Source organism: Rhodosalinus sp. (assembly GCF_041685465.1).
GTDB lineage: Bacteria > Pseudomonadota > Alphaproteobacteria > Rhodobacterales > Rhodobacteraceae > Rhodosalinus.
The window spans coordinates 1-19,569 of the sequence record NZ_JAWLFS010000028.1 but is presented as its reverse complement, the minus strand read 5'-3'; the positions used below and the strand labels follow the sequence as shown (position 1 = coordinate 19,569).

Here is a 19,569-nt window from a genome sequence, read left to right as displayed (position 1 = left end):
GGCGCATCCGTTCCGACCGGGTGATCGGTTTCACGATGTTCTACGCGCTCGGTGGCCTGCGCCGCTGGCGCCGTCGGCTGCTGCGCCACCGTGTCGAGGAGGCGCACTGGACCGAATGGCTCGAGACGGCCGAGACGCGCCTGCCGCGCGACTATGCGCTCGCGGTCGAGACGCTCAAGGCGCGGCGGCTCATCAAGGGGTACTCGGACACGCATGCCCGCGGTCTCGCGAAGTTCGACAAGGTGATGAGCGGCATCGCCCTCGTCGAGGGGCGCGAGGACGCCGCCGACTGGTCAGCGCGCCTCATTCAGGCGGCGCTCGACGACCCGGAGGGCACAGCGCTCGACGATGCGCTGAACACGGTGCGGAGCTTCACCACCGCCGGCACGGCCTGACAGGGGCTCGGTCGCGCCCGGGCGAGCGCTCCTCGCCAAGAGGCCTCGAGGGGCCCGCCGGACGGCACCAGTGCGGGCCGTGACACGAAGGGAGACCGTCATGACTGGCGACAGCCCACCGGATCACGTCCTGCGCGTCGCCGTCACCTTCGGCGACTGCGACCCGGCGGGGATCGTCTTTTACCCCACCTTCTTCCGCTGGTTCGACCGGTGCTTCCACGATTTTCTTTTCCTGCGTGCGGGCGGACATGCGGCGCTTTGCGAGAGGCTCGGCTCTGCCGGTCTCGGGTTGATGGAAGCCGACGCGCGCTTTCGTGCCCCGGTGCGCGAGAACGAGACCCTCGTGCTCGGGATGCGCGCGTCCGGCTGGCACGCGAAGGCGGTGCGCCTTGACTACACCGGCCATGTCGGGGAGCGCCTCGCGGTCGTCGGGCACGAGCTGCGCGGCGTCTTCCTGCACCGCGACGGGCGCATGACAGCGGGCGAGGTGGCGCCGCTGCGCGCGGCGCTCCGGCTTTGAGCAGCCGCGCGCCGCGCTGCGGCGCGGCGAAGGAAAAGGGCTGACGCCGCCGCATGTTCTGCGCTACCACTTGACCGAGAGGTTCCGCGCCCCGCGGCGCGTGGCAGAGCAGGGAGACATCACGCGATGCACATGACGGGCAGCCGGGATATCCGGGCCGACCGCGAGACCGTCTGGGCCGCGCTTCTCAGTGCCGAGGTGCTGAAGGCCGCGGTGCCGGGATGCCAGGAGCTCGACGGCAGCGCGGAAGACGGGTTTCAGGCGACCGTCACGCAGAAGGTCGGCCCGGTGAAGGCGACCTTCAAGGGGACCGTGACGATCTCGGACATGCAGCATCTGGAGAGCCTCCACCTCGCCGGCGAGGGCAAGGGGGGCGCCGCGGGCTTCGCCAAGGGCGGCGCCGACGTGACGCTGGAAGAGATTCCCGAAGGCACGCGACTGACCTACGAGGTCGATGCCAAGGTGGGCGGCAAGCTCGCGCAGCTCGGGAGCCGCGTGATCGACGGCTTCGCCAAGAAGATGGCGGACCAGTTCTTCGAGCGCTTCCAGGAGGCGCTGGAGGGACCGGCCGACCCCGAGGAGGCGCCCGAGGCCGAGGGCACGGGCGGCCGGAAGGGCTGGTTCAAGCGGCTTGTGAAGGGTGATGCCGGGGCGTGAACGCACCCGGCGACATGCGACGGTAGGGAGGACTGGATGACCAAGGTCAGCATGACGGTGAACGGCGAGGCGGCCGAGGGCGAGGCGGAGGGCCGCACGCTGCTCGTCGAGTTCCTGCGCGAGGAGCTCGGCCTTACCGGAACGCACGTGGGTTGCGATACCTCGCAGTGCGGGGCCTGCGTGGTGCATGTGGACGGCAAGGCGGTGAAGGCCTGTACCATCTTCGCGCTGGAAGCCGAGGGCGCGGAGGTGCGCACGATCGAGGGGATGGCCAACCCCGACGGCTCGCTCACCGTGGTGCAGCAGGCGTTTCAGGATCACCACGGGCTGCAGTGCGGGTTCTGCACGCCGGGCATGGTGATGTCGGCCGCCGCGCTGCTCGAGGAGAACCCGCGCCCGAGCGAGGCGGAGATCCGCGACTACCTCGAGGGCAACATCTGCCGCTGCACGGGATACCACAACATCGTCAAGGCGGTGCTCGCCGCCAGCGGGCAGGACGCGGACCGCATCGCCGCCGAATGACCGCCGGGCGGTTAGTCGGAGACCATTGAAAGAGGCAGGGTCACGCGGAGGGGGCGCGGCCCGACCCAGGGAGGACAAGGGAATGCCGAAGGACCATGGCATCGGCGCCGCGAGCAAGCGGCGCGAGGACGTGCGGTTCCTGACGGGAACCGGCAACTACACCGACGACATCAACCTGCCGCGCCAGCTGTACGTGCATTTCCTGCGTTCGGACATCGCGCATGGGGAAATCCGGCACATCGACACGTCGGACGCCGAGGGAATGCCGGGCGTCAAGCGTGTCTTCACCGGCAAGGACTTCGAGGGCGTGGGCGGGCTGCCCTGCGGCTGGCAGGTGACCGACAAGCACGGCCAGCCGATGCAGGAGCCCGCGCATCCGGTGATCGCGCAAGGAAAGGTGCGCCACGTGGGCGAGATCCTCGCCGCCGTCGTGGCCGACAGCCGCGAGCGGGCGCGCGACGCGGCCGAGGCGATCGAGTTCGACATCGCCGAGCTGCCGGCGGTCGTGGACATGAAGGCTGCTCTGGCCGACGACGCACCCAAGGTGCACGACGATCTCGACGGCAACCTCTGCTACGACTGGGGCTTCGTCGAGGAGAACCGCGCCAAGGTCGACGCGGCGATCCGCGAGGCCGCGCATGTCACCACGCTGGAGCTCGTCAACAACCGGCTCGTCGCGAACCCGATGGAGCCGCGCGTCGCGGTGGGCGACTACAGCCGCGCCGACGATCAGTCGACGCTCTACACCACGAGCCAGAACCCGCACGTCATCCGCCTTCTGATGGGGGCCTTCGTGCTGGGCATCCCCGAGCACAAGCTGCGGGTGGTGGCGCCCGACGTGGGCGGCGGCTTCGGCTCGAAGATCTTCCACTACGCCGAGGAGGCCTTCTGCACCTTCGCCGCGCGGCAACTCGGGCGGCCGGTGAAATGGACCTCGACCCGGTCCGAGGCCTTCATGTCGGACGCGCACGGGCGCGATCACGTCACGAAGATCGAGCTTGCGCTGGACGCGGAGAACAACTTCACGGCGATCCGGACCGAGACCCACGCCAACATGGGCGCCTATCTCTCGACCTTCGCGCCCTCGGTGCCGACCTGGTTGCATGGCACGCTGATGGCTGGCAACTACAGGACGCCCAACATCTACGTGAACGTGAAGGCGGTCTTTACCAACACTGTGCCGGTGGACGCCTACCGCGGCGCGGGCCGGCCCGAGGCGACCTTTCAGCTCGAGCGGGTGATCGACAAGGCGGCGCGCGAGCTCGGCGTCGATCCCATCGCGCTCCGGCGGCAGAACTTCGTCACCGAGTTCCCCTATGCCACGCCGGTCGCGGTGGAATACGACACCGGCGACTACAACGCCACGATGGACAAGCTCGAGGAGATCGCCGACATCGAAGGCTTCGAGGCGCGGCGCAGGGAAAGCGAGGCGAAAGGCAAGCTGCGTGGGCTTGGCGTCAACGCCTATATCGAGGCCTGCGGGATCGCGCCCTCGAACCTCGTGGGCCAGCTCGGGGCGCGCGCCGGGCTCTACGATGCCGCGACCGTGCGCGTGAACGCCACCGGCTCGATCAGCGTCATGGTCGGCGCCCACAGCCACGGGCAGGGGCACGAGACTTCCTTCCCGCAGGTGATCTCGGAAATGCTGGGCATCGGCGAGGATCAGGTCGAGATCGTGCACGGCGACACCTCGAAGATCCCCTTCGGCATGGGCACCTACGGCTCGCGCTCGCTCGCCGTCTGCGGTTCGGCCATGGTGCGCGCGACCGAGAAGGTCGTCGCCAAGGCCAAGAAGATCGCCGCGCACCTGCTGGAGGCGGCCGAGGCCGACATCGAGCTCCGGGACGGCAAGTTCACCGTGGCGGGCACCGACAAGGAGGTGGCCTGGGGCGACGTGACGCTCGCGGCCTATGTCCCCCACAACTACCCCCTGGAGGATATCGAGCCGGGGCTGGAGGAGACGGCCTTCTATGATCCGGCCAACTTCACCTATCCGGCCGGCGCCTACGCCTGCGAGGTGGAGGTGGACCCGGAAACGGGCAAGGTGACCATCGAGCGCTTCGCCGCCGCCGACGATTTCGGCAACGTCATCAACCCGATGATCGTGGACGGGCAGGTGCACGGGGGGATCGCGCAGGGGATCGGGCAGGCGCTGCTGGAAAACTGCGCCTACGACGAGACCGGACAGCTCGTCTCGGCCTCCTACATGGACTACGCCATGCCGCGCGCCGACGACGTGCCCTTCTACGCGGTCGATCATTCCTGTCAGACACCCTGCACGCACAATCCGCTCGGCGTGAAGGGCTGCGGCGAGGCGGGCGCCATCGGCTCGCCGCCGACGATCGTCAACGCGGTGATCGATGCGCTGCACTCGGGCGGGCACAAGGTCGGGCATATCGACATGCCGCTGACGCCGGCCCGCGTCTGGGCGGCGATGCAGGACTGACCCGCGCGGGCGGCGCGCGGCGCCGCCCGCCGGACCGAGGATCATTGAAAGGGCGGGGCGCGGCCCCGCGCGGAGGACGACCAGGATGTATGCGTTCGAATTCGAGAAACCGACGAGCCTGAGCGAGGCGGTCACGGCGCTTCAGACGGAGGAGGCGCTGCCCCTCGGCGGGGGACAGACGCTGATCCCCTCGCTCAAGCAGCGCCTCGCGGCGCCCTCGAAGCTGGTGAGCCTCAGGGGCGTGGACGAGATCCGCGGCATCTGCCGCGACGACGCGGGCCGGATCTGCATCGGCGGCGGCACGACCCACGCAGAGGTGGCGGCCGGCGTGCCGGAATACCCGGCGCTCGCCGCGCTCGCGGCCAACATCGGCGACCCGGCGGTGCGCAACCGCGGCACCATCGGCGGCAGCCTCGCCAACAACGACCCTTCCGCCTGCTACCCGGCGGCGGCGCTCGCCTCCGGCGCGACCATCGTGACGAACACCCGCGAGATCGCGGCCGACGACTACTTCGAGGGCATGTTCATGACCGCGCTCGAGGAGGGCGAGATCATCACCGAGGTGCGATTCCCCGTGCCGGAGGTCGCGCATTACGAGAAATTCGAGCAGCCCGCCTCGCGCTTCGCGCTGGTCGGCGTCTTCGTGGCGAAATTCGCAGACGGGGTGCGCGTGGCCGTCACCGGCGCCTCGGAGGAGGGCGTCTTTCGCTGGAGCGAGGCGGAAGCGGCGCTCGCATCGAACTTTTCGCCTGACGCGGTGCAGGGGCTGTCGGTGCCGGCCGAGGGTATGATCGGCGACCTGCACGGCTCGCCCGAGTACCGCGCGCATCTGGTGGGCGTGATGACCCGCCGCGCGGTGGCCGCGGCCCGCTGAGCGGGCGGCATCGCGCCCCGTCGCGCCGCGATGGGGCGCGGGCGGCGGGCCGGGGATGATCCGGGCGGCCTGCCACCCGATGATCGCCGAGGCATCCGCCGGCGCGATGCAGGCCCCGGCCGGCGGCCACCGATGTGCCCCGGAGCCCGGGGGCGCGCGCGTGCGGGGAGGACGCATGGATCTCACGGCGCAGGACATCCGCTTGCTCGCCGCGCTGCAGCGCGACTCGCGGCTCTCCACCGCGGAGCTTGCCGAGGTGGCGGGCATGTCGCCCTCGGCGGCCTGGCGGCGGGTGAAGCGGCTCGAGTCCGCCGGGGTGATCCGCGCGTGGCGGGCAGAGGCGGACCCGCGCGCCTGCGGTCTGGGCTTTCAGGCCATCGTGCATGTGCAGCTCACGCGGCACGAGCCGGAAAACCTCTCGGCCTTCATCCGAGCGATGGAGACGCGTCCCGAGGTGATGGACTGTTTCGCCACGACCGGCGAGGCGGACTATCACCTGCGCGTCCTCTGCGCCGATATCGACGCCTACAACCGCTTTCTCGAGGATTTCCTGTTCCGTGTGCCGGGGGTGTCGAGCGCGCGCACGAATGTCGTGCTGCGCGAGATCAAGCGCAGCGCGACGTTGCCGCTCTAGTCCGAGGCCGCCAGTCGCGCGCAGCCGAGCACGGCGGCGGCGTCGTCGGCGACGACCTGCACGGGGATCTCCGCCGTCAGAGGATCGGCGCGGAAGGCCGCCTCGAAGCCGTTGCGGCGCAGGCAGGGCGCGACCGCGCGGGCGAGGCCGCCGGCGAGCCAGACGCCGCCGAGCGCCAGATGCGCCAGCGCCATGTCGCGCGCCGCGTGGCCGAGAAGCCGCGCGTAGAGCGCGAGCGCCGCGGCGGCGTGATGCTCGCCCGCGGCCGCCTCGGTCAGCACGTCCTGCGGGCCGAGCCGGCCGTGCCCGCCCGCGAAGCGCCAGAGCCGGGCGAGGCCGCGGCCCGAGAGCGCCTCTTCCACCGTGGCGCCACCGGCCGTGCCGCGCAGCCAGTCGACGAGCGCGAGGCTTTCCGCGTCATGGACGGGCAGGGCGACGGCGCCCCCTTCCGTCGCCGGGACGACGGGGAGGGCGGCGCCCGGCACCACGTGCACCGGCGCGCAGTTCACCCCGGTCCCGAGTCCGATCACCAGCCGCGCCGCCGCCGGCTCCGGCGCCCCGGCCAGAAGCGGATCCTGGGCCGCCGCGCCGAGCCGGTCGAGGGCCAGCCCCTGCGCCTGCAGGTCGTTCAACAGGGTCACATGGTCGAGGCCGAGCACCGCGGAGAGCGCGTCCGCCCCGATCTGCCAGCCGCGGTTGCGCATCCAGGCGCTGCCGCCGCGGACCGGACCGGCGACGGCGAGGCAGGCGGTGCGCGGCGCCCCGTCCTGCGTGCGCAGGTAGTCCGCGAGCAGCGCCTCGGCGCTCGCGTGATCGGCGGTGGCGCGGCGCGCCGCGCTGCCGGGCACCGGCATGCCGTCGCGCGCCAGCGCGAGTCGCGCCGTGGTCGCGCCGATGTCGCCCACGAGGGCGAGCGTGCCTTGCCCTGTCGTCATGCGCCCGATCCTGTCCCCGATCCGGAGGCTACGCGCCGGCGCGGGCCCGGTCAAAGCCCTGCGCGCAGGGCGAAGTGCCGCGGCGGCGGCCGGCGTTCCCGGAACGTTCCCACTTTTCGATTGGCGAAGCGCGGCCGCTCCCCTATCTGTGACACGGGTTCAGGGGGTGTCCGATGGCCGAGTTGAAGTCCATCCAGGTGCGCGGCGCGCGCGAGCACAATCTTGCCGGTGTCGACGTGGACATTCCCCGCGACCGGTTCGTGGTGATCACCGGTCTCTCGGGGTCGGGGAAATCCAGCCTCGCCTTCGACACGATCTATGCCGAGGGACAGCGGCGCTACGTCGAATCGCTCTCGGCCTACGCGCGGCAGTTCCTCGACATGATGGAAAAGCCCGACGTCGACCAGATCTCGGGCCTCTCGCCGGCGATCTCGATCGAGCAGAAGACGACGAGCAAGAACCCCCGCTCCACCGTCGGCACGGTGACCGAGATCTACGATTACCTGCGCCTGCTCTTCGCCCGCGCGGGCACGCCCTACAGCCCGGCCACCGGCCTGCCCATCGAGGCGCAGCAGGTGCAGGACATGGTGGACGCCGTGATGCGCATGGAGGAGGGCACGCGCGCCTATCTGCTCGCGCCCATCGTCCGCGACCGCAAGGGCGAGTACCGCAAGGAGATGCTGGAGCTCCGCAAGCAGGGCTTCCAGCGGGTGAAGGTCGACGGCGCCTTCCACGAGCTCGACGATCCCCCGACGCTCGACAAGAAGTACCGCCACGACATCGACGTGGTCGTGGACCGCATCGTCGTGCGCGAGGGGATGGAGACGCGTCTCGCCGACAGCTTCCGCACGGCGCTGGACTTGGCCTCCGGCATCGCCATCCTCGAGACCGCGCCGCGCGAGGGCGAGCCGGAGCGCATCACCTTCTCCGAGAACTTCGCCTGCCCGGTCTCGGGCTTCACCATCCCCGAGATCGAGCCGCGGCTCTTTTCCTTCAACGCGCCCTTCGGCGCCTGTCCCTCCTGCGACGGGCTCGGGGTGGAGCTTTTCTTCGACCCGGCGCTGGTGGTGCCGGACGCGGACCTGCGCCTCGGCGACGGGGCGCTCGCGCCCTGGCGCAGGGGCAAGTCGCCCTATGTCACGCAGACCCTCGAATCGCTGTCGCGGCACTACGGTTTCGACCGCAACGCGCGCTGGAAGGACCTGCCGGAGCGCGTGCAGCAGGTGCTTCTCTACGGCTCGGGCGAGGAGGAGATCCTCTTTCGCTACGACGAGGGCGGGCGCGTCTATCAGGTGACGCGCAGCTTCGAGGGGGTGATCCCCAACATGGAGCGGCGCTACCGCGAGACCGACAGCGCCTGGATCCGCGAGGAGTTCGAGCGCTTTCAGAACAACCGCCCCTGCAAGGCCTGCGGCGGTCACCGCCTGCGCGACGAGGCGCTCGCCGTGAAGATCGGCGGGCAGCACATCGGCGAGGTGGTCGCGCACTCCATCCGCGAGGCCTACGCCTGGATCGAGGCGGCGCCGGAGCACCTCGGCAAGCAGAAGAACGAGATCGCCCGCGCCATCCTCAAGGAAATCCGCGAGCGGCTGGGGTTTCTCAACAACGTCGGGCTCGAGTATCTGACGCTCTCGCGCGCCGCGGGCACCCTCTCGGGCGGCGAGAGCCAGCGTATCCGGCTCGCCTCCCAGATCGGTTCGGGGCTGACGGGGGTGCTCTACGTCCTCGACGAGCCCTCCATCGGCCTGCATCAGCGCGACAACGACCGGCTCCTGACCACGCTCAAGAACCTGCGGGACCAGGGCAACACGGTGATCGTCGTCGAACACGACGAGGAGGCGATCCGCGAGGCCGATTTCGTCCTCGACATCGGCCCCGGCGCCGGCGTGCACGGCGGACGGATCGTCGCGCAGGGCACGCCGGAGGAGATCGCCGCCGACCCGGCCTCGGTGACCGGGCAGTACCTCGCCGGCACGCGGGAGATCCCGGTGCCCGCCGTGCGCCGCGCGGGCAACGGCAAGGCCCTGACCGTCGTCAACGCCCACGGCAACAACCTGAAGGACGTGACGGTGGACCTGCCGCTCGGCAAGTTCGTCTGCGTCACCGGCGTCTCGGGCGGGGGCAAGTCCACGCTCACCGTCGAGACGCTCTTCAAGACCGCCTCCATGCGGCTCAACGGCGCGCGCCAGACGCCCGCGCCCTGCGAGACGATCAAGGGGCTCGAGCATCTCGACAAGGTCATCGACATCGACCAGCGCCCGATCGGGCGGACGCCGCGGTCGAACCCGGCGACTTATACCGGCGCCTTCACCCCGATCCGCGACTGGTTCGCGGGGCTGCCGGAAGCCAAGGCGCGGGGCTACAAGCCGGGGCGCTTCTCCTTCAACGTGAAGGGCGGGCGCTGCGAGGCCTGTCAGGGCGACGGCGTCATCAAGATCGAGATGCACTTCCTGCCGGACGTCTACGTCACCTGCGAGACCTGCAAGGGCGCGCGCTACAACCGTGAAACGCTTGAGATCAGGTTCAAGGGCAAGTCCATCGCCGACGTGCTCGACATGACGGTCGAGGACGCGCAGGAGTTCTTCAAGGCGGTGCCCGCCATCCGCGAGAAGATGGATGCCCTCTGCGAGGTCGGCCTCGGCTACATCAAGGTCGGCCAGCAGGCGACGACCCTCTCGGGGGGCGAGGCGCAGCGCGTCAAGCTCTCGCGCGAGCTCGCCAAGCGGTCGACGGGCCGCACCCTCTACATCCTCGACGAGCCGACGACGGGCCTGCACTTCGAGGACGTGAAGAAGCTGCTCGAGGTGCTGCACTCGCTGGTGGAGGCCGGCAACACGGTCGTCGTGATCGAGCACAACCTCGACGTCATCAAGACCGCCGACCACATCGTCGACATCGGCCCCGAGGGCGGCGACGGCGGGGGCGAGATCGTGGCCGAGGGCACGCCGGAGGACATCGCCCGCGTCGACCGCAGTCACACCGGCCGCTACCTGCGCCCGATGCTCGACGCGAGGAAAGTCGCGGCCGAGTGACACGCCCGCGGGCGCGCGCCCTGCGCCCCGCCGCCCGCCCGAGGGGCGCCTGCCTTCCTTGGTGATCCCACCAGCGCGCCGTTCATGATCGCGTCGCGCGCGACCCTGCGCCCGCCCGGGCTGCCGCCTGCTGCGCCCTCCCGGTGCCGGCCCGCCTCTCGCGGTGACCGGACGGGGACGCCGTGGCGCTCCCTTGCGTGAGGGACGCACGATCGCGTTCCGGTGTGCGCGATCGATTGGACGCTGGAATATATGGCCATTCTGAACCGAAAGAAACCAGGATTGAATATCTGGAGGGTGATGGAATGTGACAGGCGGATTTCAGAAATATGAAGGCCCGAACGGAAGGGATTCGATCACTATCGGTGCCAAGTACGCAAATGGTCGCACACCGAAGATATTTACAGGTAACCTGTTGATTCGAGACCCGTTCGGACACGATACGTCCTTGGGAAAATATTGACAAAATCACAAAGAAAGCATGAAAATTATGTAATATAAATTTGAAAACTGAAATTTCGAGAGTGAAAAGTGGTAAAATGACAACGCCCACGGCAGCGGGTTGGTCCGGACGGACATTGTTAAAAATTCGTCATGTGCCGCGAATACGCGCCGCTTCGTATGCAACAAGTGGAGCAGCGCATGTATCGCATTCTTCTGGCCAGCACGGCCCTCGTCTCCCTCGCCGGGGTCGCCTCGGCGGAGATCACCTGGTCCGGTCAGGTCGAGCTCGGCTACAACGACCAAGAGACGGTCGAGGACGGCGAGGGCGTCATCGCCACCGCCGAGATCACGCCGAAGCTTTCGGTCGAGCTCGATTACGGCCTCACGGCCGAGGCCGAGGCCACCATCCTGTTCCTCGATCAGGAAGGCGGCGGCGGCGTCGACACCGACGATCTCTCGGACGACTTCGAGGCGGAATCCTTCATCCTTGGCCTGTCGGGCGACGCCTTCGCCATGGCCTTCGGCACGGTCGACTTCGCGCCTGACTCGATGTGGCAGTCGGCCGGCGACATGGAATCGGACGCCTTCTCGGAGGCAGATGGCGAGACGGGCATCCTTTTCACCGGCAGCTACGGGCCTCTGTCCTTCGGCCTGTCGAGCGTGCTGCACACGGACGACTTCGCGCTCGGCGGTGACGGCGAAGGCGAGTTCGATCAGCTCGGCGTCGCGGTCAACGGCGAATTCGACATGTTCGACGTCTCCGTCGCCTATCAGGAGGAAGCCACCTACGACTTCGACCCGGACGAGAACGGTGACTTCGAGGATGCCGAAGTCTTCGCGCTCTCCGTCGGCACCTCCTTCGAGGGCCTCGACGTTCGCCTCGGCTACGCCCGGAACGAGACGGCGGACACCGACTCGACCGGCATCGAGCTCGGTTACGACATTCAGGACGTCGCGCTCGGCGCCTACTTCGTGGACGAATCGGAAGGCGACGACAACTGGGGCGTCTCGGTCGGCTACGAGAGTGGTCCGCTTGTCGCCGAAGCCTATTACGAAGACGAGCAGGGCGCCTATCTGACCGGCGTCGAGGGCTCCTACGAGGTGAGCGAGAGCGTCGTGATCCTTGCCGGCGTCATCGACGACGAGGATCCCGAAGACGACGGCGGCGCCTACGTCGGCGCGGAGTTCGACCTCGGCAATGGTGCGAGCTTCCTCGTCTCCTACGCGGAGGCCGACAACGAGAGCGAGGACGAACTCGGCGCGCCCGAGATCCGCCACGGCGCCACCGCGCTGCTGACGCTCGAGTTCTGATCTGCTATCGGCCGGCGCTTAGGCGGCGCCGGCCGCCCGTTCCCTCGACGGTCGGCGTCCCGCTCGGCTTTCGAACCTTGGCCCCGGCTTCGGCCGGGGCCTTTTTTCAACGCCGCACGCGGGGCGGCACGCTCCGCGCCGCGATCGTCCCTTCTTCTTGGGTGAAATATCCCACGGGGGTGCGGGGGTGTGAAACCCCCGCGGGCGCGGCGCCCGCCTCAGGCGCGGGCGCTGCCGTCGTCGCGCGTGGACCAGCCCAGCAGACGGTAGGCCGGGCACCAGCCCACGAGGCCCGACAGCGCCGGGATCGCGCCCAGCCAGAAGGCCCAGCGCCACTCCGCCTCGGGCATCAGCCAGAAGCCGGAAATCAGCGCGAGGCCCACGACCACGCGGATGATACGATCGAGCATGCCGACGTTGGTCTCGAACATGACGTACCTCCTTCGCATCGTGTTTCCGACACGCTAGAGGAAGGGCGGACCCGGCCCCGATTCAAGGGGCGCGGCGGAGGAGGGAACGTGAGCGAGGGGCGAAACCGCAAGCTGGGCCTCGCCCTCGGATCGGGCGGTGCGCGTGGCTGGGCGCATATCGGCGCGCTTCGCGCGCTCGACGAGATCGGCGTCGCGCCGGATGTCGTCGCGGGCTGTTCGATGGGCGCGGTCGTCGGTGCCGCCTGGGCCGCGGGCAAGCTCGACGCGCTGGAGGACTTCGCGCGCGGGCTGACCCGCGCGGCCTTTCTCGGCTACTTCGACCTTCGCCTCCGGGGCGGCGGCCTCGTGCAGGGGCGTGCGATCATGCATGCGCTCGAGGCAATGGGGCTGCCCGATCGCTTCGAGCGGCTGGACCGCCCCTTCATCGCCGTGGCGACCGACATGAGCACCGGCCACGAGGTCTGGCTGCAGGACGGCTCGCTTCTCGACGCGGTGCGTGGATCGATCTCGATCCCCGGCTTCTTCGCGCCGCATCACGTGGACGGGCGCTGGCTGCTCGACGGCGGTGTCATCAACCCGGTGCCGGCCTCGGCCTGCCGCGCGCTCGGCGCCGAAGTGACCATCGCGATCAACCCGAACGGGCGCGACGACGGGCGGATCTGGTCGCCGGCATCGGAGGTGGACGGCGTGTTCGACCGGCTGGGCCAGTCGGGGATCGTCGCACAGCTCCCGCCGGCATTGCGCGAGTTCTGGCGCCCGCGGGATCCGGAGCCGGAGCCGCCCAACTATTTCGAGGTCGTCTCGGCCGCGATCGACATCCTCAGCGAATATGTCCGCGAAACCCGCGCCGAGAGCGATCCGCCGCATCTCGCGCTCGAACTCGACCTGCGCCAGATCACCTTCATCGAGATGTTCCGGGCCGACGAGGCGATCGCCGCGGGACGCGACGCGGTGATGGAGAACGCCGACGCGATCCGCCAGCTGCGCGACGGCGCCTGACGGCGCCCACCCTGCGGGCGCGCCGCGATCGGCGCGCCCCGGGAGCTCAGCGGCTCTGGCAGGTGTTCATGCCGAAGATCGAATAGGCCGGGCAGGTGGCGAAGATCCCGGTCAGAAGCGGCACGATGCCGATCAGGTAGAGCCAGCTCCAGGCGCCGGCGGGGTTGAGAAAAAAGGCCGCGATCAGCGCAAGGCCCACGACGATGCGCAGCACGCGGTCGATGGTGCCGACATTCTTGGTGAACATGTCTTCCTCCGTTTCGGATCGGCCCCAAGGGCCTTGCCGCATGTATGCCGGATTCGGAATGCAGCGGCCTTGATTTCGCGCAAGTGTCGCGTGTGATCAGCCCCGCCCACGTCCCTCGAAGCGTGGCAGCATGGCCGAGAAGTCGCGCCCGGCGCCATCTTCCTGCTCCACGAACTCGGCGTAAAGCCGCATCGCGGCCGCGCCCAGCGGGGTGTCGGCATCCGCGGCTTCCGCCGCCTGCATGGCGAGGCGCAGGTCCTTCAGCATCAGGTCCGCGGCGAAGCCCGGCGTGTAGTCGTTGTCGGCGGGCGAGCTCGGCCCGACCCCCGGCGCCGGGCAGTAGGTGTTCATCGACCAGCTGGACCCGGAGGAGGTGGAGACCACGTCGAACATCGCCTGTCGGTCGAGGCCCAGCTTGTCGGCGAGCGCGAAGGCCTCGCAGGTGACGATCATCGTCGCCCCGAGGATCATGTTGTTGCAGATCTTCGCCGCCTGCCCGTTGCCCGAGGGGCCGCAGTGGACGGCCTTCCTGCCCATCACGTCGAAGAGCGGTTCGGCCTTCATGAAACCGGCCTCGTCGCCGCCCACCATGAAGGTGAGCGTGCCGCCCTCGGCGCCGCCGACGCCGCCGGAGACGGGGGCGTCGAGCGCCGAGAGGCCCGCCGCCTGCGCCTGTTCGGCGACCGCGCGGGCGCTTTCCACGTCCACCGTCGAGCAGTCGAGGAACACCGCGCCGGGCGCCATCGCCGGCACGATCTCGCCTGCGACCGTGCGCAGGATGTCGCCGTTCGGCAGCATGGTGATGACCACCTCCGCGCCGCCGGCGGCCTCGGCCGCGCTCCCGGCGGGCGTGACGCCCTCAACCGTCACCCCGGCAGTGTCGTGGCCCGTGACGTCGTGGCCCGCGGCCACGAGGTTCGCCGCCATCGGCGCGCCCATGTTGCCGAGCCCGATGAAACCGATCTTCATGGATTCTCCTCCTCCCCGAAATCGAGTGCCGCCTCCCCCAGCGGCGCGAGCATGCGCTCCACGTCCTCCGCGGCGAGCCCGTCGAGGGCGTGGCGCCAGCGCGGGGTCTTGTCCTTGTCGATGATCGCGGCGCGGATCCCCTCGAGGAAATCGCCGTGCTCCATCGCGCGATAGGTGACGCGGTATTCCTGCGCGAGCGCGTCGCGGATCGTGGCGCCGGGGCGCAGGCGGCGCAGCATCTCGAGCGTGCAGCCCATGGAGAGCGGCGCGTTGCGCTCCACCGCCGCGAGCGCCTCGCGGGCGAACTCCGTCTCGGCCCCGCGCAGGGCATTCACGATCGCGTCGAGCGTCGTGTCCGCGAAGAGCGCGTCGATCTCCGCCTGCCGCGCGGCGAGGGCGCTCTCGGGGGGCGTATCGGCCGCGGCGGCGATCGCCCCCACGTCGCCGGTGAGGCACAGCTCGGCCTTGAGCCCCGTCCACGCCTCGCCCGGCACGAAGCGGTCGGCGAAGCCCGCGTGGATCGCGTCGCCCGCGCGCATCCGCGCGCCCGTCAGCCCGAGATACTCGCCGAGCCGCCCCGGCGCCCGCGACAGCAGGAGCGAGCCGCCCACGTCCGGCACGAGGCCGATGCCGCACTCCGGCATGGCGATCTTCGCGCTCTCGTCCACGAGGCGGTGCGCGCCGTGGCAGCCGACGCCGACGCCGCCGCCCATGGTGAAGCCGTGCAGGAAGCTCACCACCGGCTTGGCGAATTCCGCCATCCGCGCGTTCATCCGGTATTCGTCGGCCCAGAAGCGGCGGCCATAGTCGTAATCGCCCTGCGCGCCCGTGCGGTACATCTCCGCGATGTCGCCGCCCGCGCAGAAGGCGCGCTCCCCCGCGCCGTCGATCAGGACAAGCGCCACGCTGTCGTCCGCCGCCCAGTCTTTCAGCGCCGCGTCGATCTCGAGGCACATCTCCCAGGTGAGCGCGTTGAGCGCCCCGGGCCGGTTCAGCGTGATGCGCCCCGCGCGGCCCTCCCTGCGGATCAGGATGTCGCCGCTCACCCGCGCGCCTCCAGCATCTGCCGCGCGATGATGAGGCGCATGATCTCGTTCGTGCCCTCGAGGATCTGGTGCACGCGCAGGTCGCGCACGATCTTCTCGACCCCGTAATCGGCGAGATATCCGTAACCGCCGTGCAGCTGGAGGCAGTCGTTGGCCACCTCGAAGGCCGCGTCGGTGACGTAGAGCTTCGCCATCGCGCAGAACTTCGTGGCGTCGGGCGCCTTCTCGTCCAGTTTCCACGCCGCCTGCCGCAGGAAGGTGCGCGCGGATTCAAGCTTCACCTCCATCTCGGCGAGCTTGAACTGCAGTGCCTGAAATTGGTCGAGCGTCTGGCCGAAGGCGGTGCGCTCGCCGGTGTAGGCGAGCGCCGCGTCGAGCGCCGCCTGCGCGCCCCCCAGCGCCGAGGCCGCGATGTTGAGCCGCCCGCCGTCGAGCCCGGCCATGGCGTAGGAAAAGCCGCGGCCCTCCTCGCCCATCAGGTTTCCGTGCGGGATCAGGCAATCGTCGAACTGCACCTGCGCCGTGGGCTGCGCGCGCCAGCCCATCTTCTCCTCGAGCCCGCCGAAGGAGAGGCCCGGCGTCCCGTCCTCCACGATCACGGTCGAGATGCCCTTGGGGCCGTCGGCCCCGGTCCGGCACATCACCACGTAGGCGTCCGAGTAGGAGCCGCCCGAGATGAAGGCCTTGGTCCCGTTGAGGACGTAGCCCTCGTTGGTCTTCTCCGCACGGGTCTTGAGCGCCGCGGCGTCGGAGCCCGAGGCGGGCTCGGTGAGGCAGTAGGAAAACACCGTCTCCATCGAACAGAGCGGCGGCAGCCAGCGGGCCTTCGTCTCGTCCGATCCGAAGGTGTCGATCATGCCGCCGCACATGTTGTGGATCGACAGGAACGACCCCACCGACGGGCAGGCCATTGCCAGCGCCTCGAAGACGAGCGTCGCATCGAGCCGGCCAAGGCCCGAGCCGCCGTGCTCTTCGGAGACGTAGATCCCTGCCAGCCCCAGCTCGGCCACCTTCGGCCAGAGATCGCGGGGGATCGTGCCCTGGCGCTCCCACGCCTGCGCGTGGGGCGCGATATGCTCCTGCCCGAAGGCATGGGCCATGTCGAAGATGGCCCGCTGCTCCTCGCTCAAGGCGAAATCCATGCGCTGTCCTCCTCCTCCTGCACGCGGGCGTAGTTGCGCTTTCTTTCAGGACTTTTGCAAGGCTCAGAGATCGGCGTGGAACTCCTCGACCAGATGGGCGACCACCGCCTGCATCGCGCTGTCCGGCTGCGCGCCTGTCGCCGTGGCCGAGGCCGCCACCGCGCGCTGGCGGGCCGCCGAGGTGCCCGTCTCGAGGATGTCGCGGAGGTTTTCGAGCTCCGCGAGGCAACCGAGCGCCGCCGCGTCTTCCTCCACCAGATCGATCAGCTCTTCGAGCAGGGCGGGCACCGGCCGAATGGTGCCGGCGCCGAAGTCGATCAGCCCCGCCTCGGTGCCGTAGCGCTGCGCGCGCCAGCGGTTCTCCTCGATCAGGAACGGCTCGTGAATGCGCCAGCGCTGGTTCATCCGCCGAAGCCGCCAGAGCATCCGCGTCACCGACTGCACCAGCGCGGCGAGCGAGAGCGTGTGCTCCAGCCGGGGCTGCACGTCGGCGATGCGCGTCTCGAGCGTGGGAAAGCGGACCGAGGGCCGCAGGTCCCACCAGATCTTCGAGGCATCCTCGATGATGCCGAGATCGGTCAGCGCGCCGACCGAGCGCGCGTAGTCCTCCCAGGCGGCGAACTGCGGCGGCAGCCCGGTGCGGGGCAGATTGTCGAAGACCGTGAGCCGGTAGGAGGCGAGCCCCGTGTCCTCCCCGCGCCAGAAGGGCGAGGAAGCCGAGAGCGCGAGGAGATGCGGCAGGAAATAGGAGAGCTGGCGCATCAGGTCGATCCGCAGCGCGTCGTCCCCGCCGAGGCCGACGTGGACGTGCATCCCGCAGATCAGCATCCGCCGGGCCACGCCGGCGAGATCGCGGTCGAGCGCGTTGTAGCGGTCCTTGTCGGTGTGGTGCTGGGCTTTCCAGTCGCCGAAGGGATGGCAGGAGACGGCGATCACCGCCAGCCCGTGGCGCTCGGCGATTCGCGCGACGCCCGCGCGCAGCCGCCGCAGGTCGTCACGCGCCGCGCGGATGTCGGGGCAGACGCGCGTGCCCACCTCGATCTGGCATTGCAGGAACTCCGGGCTGACCTGCCCGCCGAGCTCGTCGGCGCATTCCTCCACCAGTCCCTCGGGCGCCGCCGCGAGGCCCATGTCGCCGGAACGGACGAGGAGGTACTCCTCCTCGATGCCGAGGCTGAAGGGGGGATCTCCCATGGGCGCGTCTCCGACAGGCCGCGAATTTTCGTTCGAAAATTCGCGGCCGGGCGCCATGCGGCAAGAGAAAACTTTTCGTACGAAAAGTTTTCGTTCAATCCATCGCCTTGAAGTGGAACTCCCCGCCTTCCTTGAGGCCCGACGGCCAGCGCGCTGTCACCGTCTTGGTGCGCGTGTAGAAGCGGAAGGCGTCCGGACCATGCTGGTTCAGGTCGCCGAAGGCCGATTTCTTCCAGCCGCCGAAGGTATGATAGGCGAGCGGCACGGGGATCGGGAAGTTGATGCCGACCATGCCGACGTTCACGCGGTTGGCGAAGTCGCGCGCGGCATCGCCGTCGCGGGTGAAGATCGCGGTGCCGTTGCCCATCTCGTGGTCCATGGCGAGCGCGAGCGCCTCCTCGTAGTTTTCCGCGCGCACGGTGGAGAGCACGGGGCCGAAGATCTCCTCGCGGTAGATGTCCATCTCGGGGGTCACCCGGTCGAAGAGGTGCGGGCCCACGAAGAAGCCGCTCTCGTAGCCCTGCAGCTCGAAGTCGCGCCCGTCCACCACGAGCTCCGCGCCCTGCTCGACGCCCTTGTTCACCAGGCCGAGGATCTTGTCCTTCGCCTGCGCGGTCACCACGGGGCCGTAGTCCACGTCGCCACCCGAGGTGTAGGGGCCGACCTTCAGTTTCTCGATGCGCGGCACGAGCTTCTCGATCAGGCGGTCGGCGGTCTCGTCGCCGACGGGAACGGCGACCGAGATCGCCATGCAGCGCTCGCCCGCCGCGCCGTAGCCCGCGCCCACCAGCGCGTCGGCGGCCTGGTCCATGTCGGCGTCGGGCATCACGATCATGTGGTTCTTGGCGCCGCCGAAGCACTGCACGCGCTTGCCATTCGCGCAGCCGCGCGCGTAGATGTATTCCGCGATCGGCGTGGAGCCCACGAAGCCCACCGCCGCGATGCCCGGGTGGTCGAGGATCGCGTCCACCGACTCCTTGTCGCCGTTGACGACCTGCAGGATGCCGTCGGGCAGCCCGGCCTCCTTCATCAGCTCGGCGAGCATCAGCGGCACCGACGGGTCGCGCTCCGAGGGCTTGAGGATGAAGGCGTTGCCGCAGGCGATCGCGGGCGCGAATTTCCACATCGGGATCATCGCCGGAAAGTTGAAGGGCGTGATGCCGGCGGCCACGCCGAGCGGCTGGCGCATCGAGAAGAGGTCGATGCCCGGCCCCGCGTTGTTGGTGTATTCGCCCTTCAGCAGGTGCGGCGCACCGATGCAGAACTCGACCACCTCGAGGCCGCGCTGCACGTCGCCCTTGGCGTCCGGCACGGTCTTTCCGTGCTCGCGCGAGAGCGCCTCGGCGAGCTTGTCCATGTCGCGGTTGAGAAGCCGCACGAACTCCATCAGCACGCGCGCGCGGCGCTGCGGGTTCGTCGCGGCCCAGGCCGGCTGCGCGGCGGCGGCGCTCTCCACCGCGGCGCCGAGCTCTTCGGCGGTGGCCAGCGGCACGCGCGCCTGCACCTCGCCCGTCGCGGGGTTGTAGACGTCGCCGTAACGGCCCGAGCGGCCCGCCACGCGCGCGCCGTCGATCCAGTGTGTCAGTTCCTCGGTCATGGTGTCCCTCCGTGCGCCGGTTCGGCGCGAACCATAGCGGCGCCCGGCGCGGTGCGACAGGGGGGCGCGCCCGAAACCCCTCCGGGCATCCAGGGCTCCGAATCCAAGTCACGCAGGTGAGGAGGCGAGGATTGCCGCGAGGTAGGTTGTGTCCCGTCCGGCGAGTTTTCGTCT

General features: G+C 69.6%; 18 protein-coding genes. 10 read left to right on the top strand and 8 right to left on the bottom strand.

Translation table 11 applies throughout. The annotated features are described in order from the left end of the window. The 7 genes from ACESL7_RS03395 to ACESL7_RS03365 form a co-directional block, all read left to right on the top strand. A partial coding sequence (locus ACESL7_RS03395; protein WP_372891457.1) for a DUF6537 domain-containing protein occupies positions 1-395 on the top strand: 395 nt, incomplete at its 5' end. A gap of 100 nt (positions 396-495) precedes the next feature. Further along, positions 496-915: an acyl-CoA thioesterase gene (locus ACESL7_RS03390; RefSeq protein ID WP_372891455.1), complete on the top strand. Its 420-nt coding sequence runs from the start codon at positions 496-498 to the stop codon at positions 913-915. A 126-nt stretch (positions 916-1,041) separates the two neighbouring features. Further along, the gene (locus ACESL7_RS03385) at positions 1,042-1,572 is read left to right on the top strand and encodes an SRPBCC family protein (protein ID WP_372891454.1); all 531 of its coding nucleotides are present in this window, start codon (positions 1,042-1,044) and stop codon (positions 1,570-1,572) included. A gap of 36 nt (positions 1,573-1,608) precedes the next feature. Beyond that, positions 1,609-2,094: a (2Fe-2S)-binding protein gene (locus ACESL7_RS03380; RefSeq protein ID WP_372891452.1), complete on the top strand. Its 486-nt coding sequence runs from the start codon at positions 1,609-1,611 to the stop codon at positions 2,092-2,094. 82 nt (positions 2,095-2,176) lie between these two features. Beyond that, positions 2,177-4,540, top strand: coding sequence for a xanthine dehydrogenase family protein molybdopterin-binding subunit (locus ACESL7_RS03375; RefSeq protein ID WP_372891450.1), 2,364 nt, complete (start codon positions 2,177-2,179; stop codon positions 4,538-4,540). 85 nt (positions 4,541-4,625) lie between these two features. After that, positions 4,626-5,414: an FAD binding domain-containing protein gene (locus ACESL7_RS03370; protein WP_372891448.1), complete on the top strand. Its 789-nt coding sequence runs from the start codon at positions 4,626-4,628 to the stop codon at positions 5,412-5,414. A 175-nt stretch (positions 5,415-5,589) separates the two neighbouring features. Then, positions 5,590-6,048 carry an Lrp/AsnC family transcriptional regulator gene (locus ACESL7_RS03365; protein WP_372891447.1) on the top strand — a complete coding sequence of 153 codons (459 nt, stop codon included), beginning with the start codon at positions 5,590-5,592 and terminating at the stop codon, positions 6,046-6,048. Here ACESL7_RS03365 and ACESL7_RS03360 read toward each other — a convergent pair. Beyond that, positions 6,045-6,983, bottom strand: a complete 939-nt coding sequence (locus ACESL7_RS03360; RefSeq protein WP_372891445.1) for a glucokinase — start codon at positions 6,981-6,983, stop codon at positions 6,045-6,047. The two genes, ACESL7_RS03365 and ACESL7_RS03360, sit on opposite strands and share 4 nt — an antisense overlap. Before the next feature lie 173 nt (positions 6,984-7,156). Here ACESL7_RS03360 and uvrA point away from each other — a divergent pair, with 173 nt between their 5' ends. Then, entirely contained in the window at positions 7,157-10,015 is a 2,859-nt protein-coding gene (gene uvrA / locus ACESL7_RS03355; protein WP_372891443.1) for an excinuclease ABC subunit UvrA, read from the top strand. A 642-nt stretch (positions 10,016-10,657) separates the two neighbouring features. Continuing rightward, positions 10,658-11,770, top strand: a complete 1,113-nt coding sequence (locus tag ACESL7_RS03350) for a porin (RefSeq protein WP_372891441.1) — start codon at positions 10,658-10,660, stop codon at positions 11,768-11,770. A gap of 218 nt (positions 11,771-11,988) precedes the next feature. On the opposite strand, the gene ACESL7_RS03345 is transcribed toward ACESL7_RS03350, so the two are convergent. Next, positions 11,989-12,201 (bottom strand): YgaP family membrane protein, encoded by a 213-nt coding sequence (locus tag ACESL7_RS03345; RefSeq protein ID WP_372891439.1) that lies wholly within the window; start codon positions 12,199-12,201, stop codon positions 11,989-11,991. A gap of 87 nt (positions 12,202-12,288) precedes the next feature. On the opposite strand from ACESL7_RS03345, the gene ACESL7_RS03340 reads away from it, so the two are divergent. After that, positions 12,289-13,200, top strand: a complete 912-nt coding sequence (locus ACESL7_RS03340) for a patatin-like phospholipase family protein (RefSeq protein ID WP_372891437.1) — start codon at positions 12,289-12,291, stop codon at positions 13,198-13,200. A gap of 46 nt (positions 13,201-13,246) precedes the next feature. On the opposite strand, the gene ACESL7_RS03335 is transcribed toward ACESL7_RS03340, so the two are convergent. The 6 genes from ACESL7_RS03335 to ACESL7_RS03310 form a co-directional block, all read right to left on the bottom strand. Next, positions 13,247-13,447: a YgaP family membrane protein gene (locus ACESL7_RS03335; RefSeq protein WP_372891435.1), complete on the bottom strand. Its 201-nt coding sequence runs from the start codon at positions 13,445-13,447 to the stop codon at positions 13,247-13,249. 96 nt (positions 13,448-13,543) lie between these two features. Beyond that, positions 13,544-14,416, bottom strand: a complete 873-nt coding sequence (mmsB, locus tag ACESL7_RS03330; protein ID WP_372891433.1) for a 3-hydroxyisobutyrate dehydrogenase — start codon at positions 14,414-14,416, stop codon at positions 13,544-13,546. Then, positions 14,413-15,462 carry an enoyl-CoA hydratase/isomerase family protein gene (locus ACESL7_RS03325; RefSeq protein WP_372891432.1) on the bottom strand — a complete coding sequence of 350 codons (1,050 nt, stop codon included), beginning with the start codon at positions 15,460-15,462 and terminating at the stop codon, positions 14,413-14,415. The genes mmsB and ACESL7_RS03325 overlap by 4 nt, the downstream gene beginning before the upstream one ends. Next, complete coding sequence (locus tag ACESL7_RS03320) at positions 15,459-16,604, bottom strand: acyl-CoA dehydrogenase family protein (RefSeq protein WP_372891430.1); 1,146 nt, start codon at positions 16,602-16,604, stop codon at positions 15,459-15,461. The genes ACESL7_RS03325 and ACESL7_RS03320 overlap by 4 nt, the downstream gene beginning before the upstream one ends. A gap of 63 nt (positions 16,605-16,667) precedes the next feature. After that, positions 16,668-17,798 (bottom strand): carboxylate-amine ligase, encoded by a 1,131-nt coding sequence (locus ACESL7_RS03315; protein WP_372891428.1) that lies wholly within the window; start codon positions 17,796-17,798, stop codon positions 16,668-16,670. Between the two features lie 94 nt (positions 17,799-17,892). Then, complete coding sequence (locus tag ACESL7_RS03310) at positions 17,893-19,395, bottom strand: CoA-acylating methylmalonate-semialdehyde dehydrogenase (protein ID WP_372891426.1); 1,503 nt, start codon at positions 19,393-19,395, stop codon at positions 17,893-17,895. Positions 19,396-19,569 lie beyond the last annotated feature (174 nt).